The organism is Ruminococcus sp. OM04-4AA, assembly GCF_003462585.1.
Lineage (GTDB): Bacteria > Bacillota > Clostridia > Lachnospirales > Lachnospiraceae > Mediterraneibacter > Mediterraneibacter faecis.
In genome coordinates this window covers 1-8749 of the sequence record NZ_QTZH01000078.1, presented here as the reverse complement: position 1 = coordinate 8749, position 8749 = coordinate 1, and the positions used below count along the sequence as shown (strand labels likewise).

The 8749-nt window shown below is 42.5% G+C and carries 9 protein-coding genes; all 9 read right to left on the bottom strand.

Annotation, left to right across the window (positions count from 1 at the left end; genetic code table 11):
* Positions 1-189 precede the first annotated feature (189 nt).
* The 9 genes from DXB52_RS14315 to DXB52_RS14275 all read right to left on the bottom strand — a co-directional run bounded on the left by DXB52_RS14315 (position 190) and on the right by DXB52_RS14275 (position 8428).
* Complete coding sequence (locus DXB52_RS14315; protein ID WP_117827495.1) at positions 190-396, bottom strand: HPr family phosphocarrier protein; 207 nt, start codon at positions 394-396, stop codon at positions 190-192.
* A gap of 17 nt (positions 397-413) precedes the next feature.
* Complete coding sequence (locus DXB52_RS14310; protein ID WP_270371450.1) at positions 414-1538, bottom strand: glycerol dehydrogenase; 1125 nt, start codon at positions 1536-1538, stop codon at positions 414-416.
* Positions 1539-1558: 20 nt separating this feature from the next.
* Entirely contained in the window at positions 1559-2254 is a 696-nt protein-coding gene (locus tag DXB52_RS14305; protein ID WP_004843808.1) for a transaldolase family protein, read from the bottom strand.
* A gap of 43 nt (positions 2255-2297) precedes the next feature.
* On the bottom strand, positions 2298-3119 hold the full coding sequence (locus DXB52_RS14300; RefSeq protein ID WP_117827493.1) for a PTS system mannose/fructose/sorbose family transporter subunit IID: 822 nt from the start codon (positions 3117-3119) through the stop codon (positions 2298-2300).
* Positions 3100-3873 (bottom strand): PTS mannose/fructose/sorbose/N-acetylgalactosamine transporter subunit IIC, encoded by a 774-nt coding sequence (locus DXB52_RS14295; protein WP_117827492.1) that lies wholly within the window; start codon positions 3871-3873, stop codon positions 3100-3102. Before DXB52_RS14295 ends, DXB52_RS14300 begins: the two co-directional genes overlap by 20 nt.
* Positions 3874-3890: 17 nt before the next feature.
* The gene (locus DXB52_RS14290) at positions 3891-4367 is read right to left on the bottom strand and encodes a PTS sugar transporter subunit IIB (RefSeq protein ID WP_004843805.1); all 477 of its coding nucleotides are present in this window, start codon (positions 4365-4367) and stop codon (positions 3891-3893) included.
* Positions 4368-4380: 13 nt separating this feature from the next.
* Positions 4381-5226 (bottom strand): sugar phosphate isomerase/epimerase family protein, encoded by an 846-nt coding sequence (locus DXB52_RS14285; protein ID WP_009245596.1) that lies wholly within the window; start codon positions 5224-5226, stop codon positions 4381-4383.
* Between the two features lie 7 nt (positions 5227-5233).
* The gene (locus DXB52_RS14280; protein WP_009245597.1) at positions 5234-5653 is read right to left on the bottom strand and encodes a PTS sugar transporter subunit IIA; all 420 of its coding nucleotides are present in this window, start codon (positions 5651-5653) and stop codon (positions 5234-5236) included.
* A gap of 81 nt (positions 5654-5734) precedes the next feature.
* Positions 5735-8428 (bottom strand): PRD domain-containing protein, encoded by a 2694-nt coding sequence (locus tag DXB52_RS14275; RefSeq protein ID WP_117827491.1) that lies wholly within the window; start codon positions 8426-8428, stop codon positions 5735-5737.
* Positions 8429-8749: the final 321 nt, after the last annotated feature.

Here is an 8749-nt window from a genome sequence, read left to right as displayed (position 1 = left end):
ATGTTATTAATTTTCATTGCAAGTTAATTATAACAGAAAGAAAGACCTTGAGTTCATTATAAACTCTTGGTCTTTCTTTTTGGGGGGACTATTCTTTTTTCACAGCCCCAGGAAAAATTTATATTTTTTCAATTGTCTACTTGACGGGGAGCAATTCAATTTCTATTTTAGTGCGACAGCCCCTGTCCCTTATAAATTCGCCTCAAAGTATTGTTTCATATCATCATATGCTGCGTCTTCGTTACCGCCCTCTATACAAACCATCACCTCATCGTTACATCTTACACCTAATCCCATCAGAGACAGAAGCCTCGATGCATCGACTTCTTTGTCCGCTTTCTTGATCGTCACCATCGAATCCAGAGACTTCGCAAGCTTCACAAACTCTCCTGCCAGTCTGGCATCCTCCTCTTTTACTTCTTAGAAAGATAAGAACAGCCTAATGCATCTGCCATCCGCATAATCTGCACAATATCTTCTTCCCCATAAGTTCTGCTGCATGCCTGCCAGGATACTGCTTCCAGAGATTCCCTTGCTATCAGATGTAGATTCCCTTCGGAAGGTTCTATCTGTAGATCATGAAAGCATACCGGAAGACCGACATCCACACAAAAGCTAAGCACTTGATCTATCATCTCCTGATTATAATGCTCCGCTATCATCTGACACACGACACCGAATCCAACCCTTTCGCCATGCATCATCCGTTCTCCTTCTGGAAGAACCGTAATCGCATTCCCAATCGCATGTGCCACAGAGCAGCCGACATTCTCAAATCCAAGGCCACTCATAAGAATATTACTTTCAATAATATTCTCAAGCGCCGGCACCAGGATATGTCTCTCACATGCCAGCTTCGCCTGGATTCCGTCTACCATCAGGGTGTCAAAGCACTCTTTCGCGACCGCCCGTCCGCTGAGTGTGCTCACAAATGGCTTCTTGTCACACCACACATAGTTCTCATGCTGTGTCTGAACATTAGAAAGTCCCTCAAAATACGTGGACAATGCATCACCGATACCTGCCACCAGGAAACGGACCGGAGCATTGGCGATCATCTTACTGTCTACTAAGACCAGATCCGGATTCTTCTTATGCAGCATGATCTCATTCATCTTTCCCTCTTCACTATACAAGATGGACATTGCACTGGTCGGCGCATCGGTAGACGCGATCGTCGGGCAGACTACCAGCGAACACTCCTGATCCGCCGCGATTACTTTCGCCACATCAATGGACTTCCCTCCGCCTATCGCGATCACCGTATCAATGTCACTTCCCACTGCCTGTTCCTGGAATTCCCTGATCTTACTTCGGGTAACCTCTCCTTCAAATACGGCACTTTGAAAGGTACTTTTACTGTTTTCATAGATCTCTGCCAGCTTCTGTGTCCATGTATCAAAGAAAAATACATCAATGATATAGAAATGCTTTGTACCGAATCCACTTGTATAACTCTCAATTTCTTCCAGCAGGCCGGGACCCTGCAGGTAATGTCCCACAGACCCCCACGCCCGGTAATTTGTATTTCTGCTCATCTTGTCACTCACTCCATAGATCATTCTGTCATATTGGCAACCCGCATTCCTTCTCCAAACAGGCTTTCCCAGTCTGCCTTAAAGGTATCTAACGTCTTCTGTGTCAATGGATGTATCGCCATCTTCTCAAGCAGATCCAAGGTTACTGTCACATTGTCAGCTCCCGCGAGGGCTGCCTTCTCCAGATAATTTACCTGTTTTAGCGATGCGGCAGACACTTTGCACGCAATCCCTTCCATCACAAATGCTTCCTTGATCTTTCTTACTACCTCAATTCCATCTCCACCTGAATTATCAACACGGCTTACATACACTGCCACACAATATGCGCCCGCCTCTGCCGCCAACATTGCCTGGTTAAAATCATAAATCGCAGTGCAGGAACATAGAATGTCTTCTTCCTTTAAGAGACGGATTGCCTTGAAGCCTTGTGGACACGCCGGGATCTTGATCATTGTATTTCCCTTGATCTCTTGGCGTATCTTATGCGCATCCTCAATCATCTCTTCTGCAGTATCACCCATTGCCTCCAGATAAAATGGAGTGTCCTCACCGATCACTTCACGGATCATCTTTGCATTCTGAAGGAAGGTTCTTCCTGTTCCCCTTAGACAATTCACCGCTATACTCGGGTTCATGCTAAAACACCTGATTGGGTATAAGTCTGCCACCTTTTTGACCATCTCAAGATCGCCAGTATCTAAACAATATTCCATAATTTCTCTCCTCCGTATTTTCTATTTATCTTTTATCGTACCTTTAGCCCAGGATTCCTATCGCCCCAAGCACAATGCCCAGCACCATGATACCGATCACCTGCACAAGAACACTTACATGCTTCTTATTCAATTTATAGAGTCCCAATGTCACCGCCATCGGAAGCAGGCACGGGAAGATACTATCCAGAGTCTCCTGTAAGGAAAATGCTGTATCATTGATATTGAACGCGATCGGTGTCGTTACCGCGACAGTCATCGCTACCATCGCACCAATTACCATCAATCCCACGATTGCCATTGCCATCGTCAATTTCTTCATCAGGTCTCCCTCTGACAGCTTACTAATCAAAGTATTACCAAGCCCATAGCCGAACTTCACTCCGAAGTAACGAAGTAAGATCGTCGGGATATTGTAGATCAGAAGGAAGAGTATCGGTCCTAACAGACTTCCGCTCATGCACAGACCTGCTACAATACCAGTCGCGATCACACGCAGTGTTCCTCCGATCAGAGAATCACCAATACCTGCAAGAGGTCCCATAAGAGCTACCTTCATGGCGCTGATGGAAGAGGTATCGAACTCCTCATTATTGGCATTCTCTTCTTCCATCGCCGCTGCCACTCCACAGATAAAAGGCTGCATAGCCGTCTGACAGTTGTAGAATTCCATATGTCTCTTATATGCATCTATCCTGTCCTCTTCTTTGTCATATAATTTGTTGATGACCGGTATCATAGCAAACTCAAATGCCATATGCTGCTGTCTCTCATAATGCCATGCATGTGATGTGGTAAATGATCTCCAGAAGAGACTCTTTAACTGCTTTTTCTCTAATGTTTTTCTAGAATTCATTGTCATCATCCATTCCTCCCTGTAATGCTGGTTGATTCGGTACAAAATCCTTCACGATCAGTAAGATTCCCACTATAACAACTGAGAAGCATACAATACCAACCGTAGATATTCCCATATATGCGCTTAACAAGAATCCTAACAGGAAGAATACCGCAACCTTCTTGTTCATGATCATATTGATAAGCTGCGCAAAACCAAGTGCCGGCAGAATGCCTGCTGCGATACCGATACCTGTCGTCAGCCATCCTGGAATTGCGTTAACCACTGCCGTAACTGAATCTCCGCCAAAGAGAAATGCACCAAAGGCAATCACTGCGAACGTCAGGTCAAACAAGAATCCATTACTTAAAAATACACCTTCAATCTTCATATACTTACCTTCCTCGGCAAAGCGGTCCGCCGCCTTTGCCATGATCGGCGTAATGACGCCATAGAACAGATTGACAACAAACGCTGACAAGATTGCCGCCGGCATAGCGATCGTAATTGCGGTCTCCATACCTTTTCCCGTCGTAATCGCAAATGCTGTGCCAAGGACAGAACCTACGATCATATCTGGCGGAATAGAAGCTCCGATCGCCTGCATCCCCATAAATATAAGTTCCAGTTGGAATCCTATCATAACGCCTGTTGGTATATCCCCTAGTACAATTCCCACCAGAGCACCCAGTACAAGCGGCCTTCCAAACATTGCTGTTCCGATAAAATAATCTGCTTTTCCAATAAACACAATAAGTCCGATCAATATTGCCTGTAGCATATATATTTCCTCCTCAATTAACTCAACATGTCTTTCGTAACAATCTTTTTCTTCTCTTCTGGCACCTGACGAATCTCAAGTTCAATTCCATGATCTAAAAGCTCTCCCAACAATCTGCAGTCATTGTCGTCCACATAGAACGCCGTATCCAGCTTTCTTCGGTTTTCTTCAATCTTGCTTCCTCCAAGATTCACACTCTTGATCCTCTCACAAGCCTTCACAAGATCATAGGCATCCTGTACATTTTCTACCACCACCATAAGCTTATACTTATCTGTGACTCCGCTGTTAATCACTTTAATAGAATCTTCGACACTCTTGATCACCAGCTTTACACCTGCAGGCTTTGCCAGTCTCATCGTCGCCATGCGCATCTCATCTTTTGCCACCGCATCAGATACGATCAAAATCGCATCCGCATTCAGTGAACGGCACCATACGAAAGCTACCTGTCCATGCAGCAATCTATGATCGATCCTACATATCTTAATCATCTACTATTACCTCCTACATTCTCTCCAGACAGGATTCAAACTGTTCTACTGTCTGCCTGTCCCACTTTTCGGGATTCCTAAAGCTTCTTGCATCCACATATTCCATAGAAAATCCGCCCCTATACTCATTTGCCTCAAATGCCTTAAGAACTTCAAGCATATTCCGCTCTCCCAGTCCCCACGGCATATGTCCGGTCGGACAGCCTGCCGGCTTACCATCCGTAAAGTGACAATGTATAATATCCTCTCCAAAGAGTGCAAACCATTCTTCTATAGACTCTGACACTGCTCCTAATGCTCCAAGGTCCACTGTCAGCTTAAAGTTTTCGCGATCTACACCATCCTTGATAAGCTTAACCTTTTCCTTTGTATTAGCAATATCTGAAGAGTGATCCCAGATACTTTCCATTGCAAGGCTTATTCCATATGGATCTGCGATATCACATAAGCTCTGCAGCATTCTGATTGATCTTTTCCTTGCTTCATCTACTTCTTCATCATGGTAGTTCCACCCCGGTGTTACAAGTATCTTGTCACAGCCCAACTCTGAGGCAAGTATGATCACATTCTGAAAATATTTTCTTGTATTCTCGATCAAAAGCTCAGATCTTGCAGCTATATTATTCGGTTTCGGATTATTCTGTTCTGGACAGATACAAGATATCTGTACGCCAGACCGCTTCATCAGACCTTTCAATTTCTCAGGGCTCTCAGACCACATGCTATTTATGTAAAAATGCTGTGGACAGAGCCACAATTCTGCATGCTTAAGGTTCATCTTCTGACAAGCCCGGAAGAAATATTCCAGATCATAATAGCGATAATGGATATTCATCGCGTATAATTGATCCCTATTCATATTTGTATCAAAACTCCTCCTGTTCTTTAGAAGCAACTTCTACCATAGGATTACAGAAACAGATCATCTCTCTTCCAGTCTCCAGCGCTTCTTTAATACTTTCGGATATACAGCCGCCATCTTCTGCCATTGCCAATTGGATCACTAACGGCAGATTCATCCCTGAGACAAGCCAGAATCTTCTATTCTGTAATCGCTGCATAAACTCGTTATTCACACTTCCGCCAAATATATCTGTAACTACTATCATCTCATCATCCTCCGGGAAACTGTCGAATAGTTCGTTAATCTGGCTTTCTAGTGTTATTCCTTCTTTGACATATGCACATATAGTATATATCTTCGCGGACTTCCCCACGATGATCTGTGCACTATTCTTCATTCCCTCGGCAAGATAACCATGGGATGCTAATACTAGTCTTTGCATAAAAGCTCCTTTCCTATATTTACATCTTTATCTGACAAAGTCTTCATGATCTCGGCCTTACTTTGCCAGATAAAGTTGTAATCAAAATTGATTCTCGTTTCCCTCCACTTTTACATCATTCTTGATGTATTCATGCAGATACGCGATCTCACTGACCGGCAGTTCTACATTATAGTGGCTTACCAGTGTGTGGAAACTTTCATTTACGATATTGATAAATTCTTGCTGTTCTGCCTCAAACGCATCCAGATTCTCATAATTCTCAATCGGCGTTTTTGTAACAAGGCGTTCGATCAGAAAGCAGATGTGCATATTGATCCCTATCACTGTCTTGCTCAGGAATCTTCTCTTCAGCATCTGCTGCAGAAGGGTTGTTGCATCACTTACATAATCTAATAGCTTCTGAGCATTTAAGATCGTTAGATTCTCAAGAACTGACTGCAGTGAAAAGTTTTTCAGCAGCTTCTGATTAAAGTACTCGATCTCTCCTTCCTCCAGATAATAAGACAGAACCTCATCCACTACATTAATGTTGTTAAAATTCATGATCTCTTCCAGTGTAACCGACTTGACACCTGGAATCCTAAGACTCAGCGTCTTAACCAGAAGCAGTACATCGTATTTTTCAAAAATGACATCCTTGCTGCCATTTTTGAATAACGCGTCATAATCATATGCTATCATCTCAAGCGGTATCGGCTTAGGAAGACTGTCCTTAAACAGCCGGGTCAGCTTCTCTGCAATATTTCTTCCCGCGTCACTTGCGAATACAATTGCCTTCTCTCTCTTTGTGCGGCTGATGATACTATACCTGCATTGATTCTCCCTGCATACCGTCTCCAGGATATCCCGCATCTTCTCTCCTGCCAGCATCTTTTCACCTATATGCAATGCCAGGATCGTGGAAACATTATTGATGATTCCAAGATTCATAGAACCGTCAATAATCTCTCCCAAGCCTTCCAATGACCCTGTATCTACCATCAGGATCATATTTTTAAAATAACTATTTTTTTCAATGAACACAGATAATTTCTGGATGACATCATGGATGGAACTGTCAAGCGGCATATCGATCGCTTCAAATACCTGTACTTGTAAGATCGTATTAACTGTATCTACAATAGAACTTGCGGTCCTATAACCATGGCACAGCACAACACCTGCTGTATCTATCAGCTTCAATTTGTGATTATAAGAATAAATGTTCATCATGATAAACACTCTGTTCATATAAGAAAGCTGTATGTTTGTATTAGACTGAATCTGTTTATCGAGAAGCTCTGTAAGACAATTAATATTCGGCATATTATCGACCAACAGATTATAAATCTTCTGGATCTCCTCGCGGTGCTCCCTCTCCCAGATCTGTATCCTTGAATTATGATTCTGCTGTGCAACCATCATTCTTGCGATTACATAAGCACAATTTACTGGGAAATTAACATTGTAGGAGCTTCTAATACTTGCGATCATTTCAACGACGATCTTCTCCAAAGGCCTTAGTCTCTCATCAAAAAATAATTCCTGAAAGATCAATATATCATAATAATACTTTAGTGTCTTTTTCCCTAGTTCCAAAAATGTCGCAAAGCTTTCCCCTGCGCCGGCAGAATATCTATAGTTATCCAGAAGATTCTTCCACAGCTCCAGTATCTTATCTGCCGCAGGATCTGACTGGATCACATCTAATCTGACCAGAGTGGCATCCTGTTCTTTCATACTTATGCTTCCTTGCAGCTTTGCCGGCAGGTTGTAAAGATAGATTTCCAACGATTCTTCTGATGAATCCTGCGCGTATGCATTTGCGCAGACCATAGTAACACACTGCTTAAGTTCGGCAATATTATGTTCAAACTGATAATTCATAAGCTTGTGTATCAATTTTTCTGAAAGATATAAGGTTCTGCCGAGTTGTTCCTGTTCCTCCTTAAAGAACTTCACGACAAATGCTTTCCTCTCATCTTCATTTCTCTCAATCCACGAAGGGATTTCACAGATCACAGGTACATTCACCAGTAATTTTCTGGAAATCTGTGAGAACATCTTCTCGTCGGCACTCATGACCAGACGGACATTTTCTTTTTTTACGCTCCGCCCCTTCTTCTTTGCCCCGTTGGCAATATACTCTGCCAGACGTTCCTGGACTCTGGCATTACATGCAGATATATCCTCCAGATACAGAATGCCGTCTTCCAGTTCTGATAATAGCTGCTCTAGCTTCTCATATTGTTCTCCATCACTGATCTGATTCAGCTTTATTCTCCGACTTTTTCTAGAATCACTTAACAATCTGTTATTCACACAATATTCCTGGATCAATCTCATCAGATAAGTCTTTCCACTTCCCGGCTCACCTTTTAATAAGATTGGAAGACCTCCTGGATATACAAGCGCGGACTTTATCTGCGAGATACAGTAATTTAGGCTGCCTTCATGGCCGATCGCTCTTTCAAAGTCCTTCTCTTCTGGAATATTACTCTTAATCTCACCCGAAAGTTCCTGGATACCCAGATACTCATTCTGGGCAAGCTGCATATGGAACTTACGTTCCAATCCTGCACGGTTCAAGTAATATACGGGTCTGGAGCTTATCTTGATTACGGTATCTTCCTTTACCAGCTCATTTAAATATAAGGAAACAAGAGAACGCGACATATTCAATTTATTACAGATGTCCAATGTTGTATAACGCGTAAGATGTTCAAAGTCAAATTCCTTTGTGATCTGCTCCAGATATTCGTAAACCTGTTCTTTTGAACTCCTGTGTGCCATATCAACACCTCCTCCTGCTCACCTTATGGCACAATTATATTCTGGGAATCTCTCTATGTCTTTTCTTCAAAAGATTCCCGACACTAAAAGAAGCTTTTATCAAAATTTTAACACAAAGTGACACTTTATTTTCTTAGTGTTAACATTTTTTGACTCAAACACTCAAAAACAGGCCAGTGGACTGTTTTCTCATATGCTTGGCAACTAAAAAAGGGGCTGTGAAAAAAGAATAGTCCCCCCAAAAAGAAAGACCAAGAGTTTATAATGAACTCAAGGTCTTTCTTTCTGTTATAATTAACTTGCAATGAAAATTAATAACAT